Source organism: Neisseria sp. HMSC056A03, from assembly GCF_001815685.1.
Lineage (GTDB): Bacteria > Pseudomonadota > Gammaproteobacteria > Burkholderiales > Neisseriaceae > Neisseria > Neisseria subflava.
The window spans coordinates 1-1,026 of the sequence record NZ_KV821666.1 but is presented as its reverse complement, the minus strand read 5'-3'; the positions used below and the strand labels follow the sequence as shown (position 1 = coordinate 1,026).

Sequence of the window (1,026 nt, the reverse complement as noted above, 5' to 3'; positions counted from 1 at the left end):
TGGTAGTACCTCAAATAACCCAAGACGGCAAAATCATCAAACCTGAGTACAACGGCACATTATGGAAACTGAACGGACAGACGATTAAAGCCGATTTGCCAAAATGCGATCCAAGTGAAAATTTAAAAAGCGGTTTAGATACAGGTTGGCTTTTATTCGGTGTAATGTCAGCGGTGTATTTCGTATCCGTCCTAAAAAGGGTTTTGAGATGATGGACTTTTATTTTTATTTGGGACTGGCAGTCCCTGTTTTGATAGGAGCGATTTTATTCAAGGATTGATACCATATTCGGGTAATGGCAAAATCTAACTTTCAGCAACCATTACGAAAGTTAGCATTATGAAACCGTTTATTACAGAATCACAATTGGCACTTTTTAAATATCAAGCAGAATCTAAATATTTTGGTAGAACATTTGCAATTATTTTTTCAGAAGAAATTTTAGAATTTTCCAAAAAAAATAAATTTATGATTATTGAACAAATTCAATGGTTTTTAAATAGAAAAATATCTAATGATGTTTGGAAAATATATTTTAATGATGATTCTGTCTTGTATATAAAGATTCATAATTTAAAGGCAGATTATCGTGATATTGAAATCCAAACTTTTGATTTTAATCCCAATTCTAGCGATATTTTCAAATAATGCTTTAGCTGAAATGCGTCAATATCCTATTGGAAATTCTCAAGTAAAATTAAGCATTGACCATTCAAAATCTGTCGTAACTGATTTTAGAGTTAATGGACAAAGATTTTCAGGCCGAATTATTGAGCCTGCAATAGTTGACCATATGCCATCAGGAGCTAGAGCTTCTGCTAAAGTACCTTTAACGATTGAAGCTTCAGTTTCTCGTAGGGCCGTCCTTTCAGGCGCATTTGGCCTGGTAAAAAGAGGTGCAGCATTAGGTACTCGAGTTTCTGGTTGGGGTACTGCTGCCTATTTGGCCTATGAAGCCTATCAAGCTGTAAAAGGTGATTTGGAAAAAGAAGGTTTTAAATGGAATGAAGTTAACGAAGAATTCTT

General features: G+C 34.3%; 3 protein-coding genes. All 3 read left to right on the top strand.

All coding sequences use genetic code 11. The features are described 5' to 3' along the window. On the top strand, positions 1-212 hold a 212-nt coding region (locus HMPREF3052_RS11505), incomplete at its 5' end, for a hypothetical protein (protein ID WP_083318829.1). Positions 213-339: 127 nt separating this feature from the next. Further along, positions 340-648 carry a DUF1132 family protein gene (locus tag HMPREF3052_RS10280; protein WP_070749742.1) on the top strand — a complete coding sequence of 103 codons (309 nt, stop codon included), beginning with the start codon at positions 340-342 and terminating at the stop codon, positions 646-648. Then, the coding region (locus HMPREF3052_RS11500; RefSeq protein ID WP_283126980.1) for an IgG-binding virulence factor TspB family protein at positions 590-1,026 on the top strand (437 nt) is incomplete at its 3' end. The genes HMPREF3052_RS10280 and HMPREF3052_RS11500, both read left to right, overlap by 59 nt.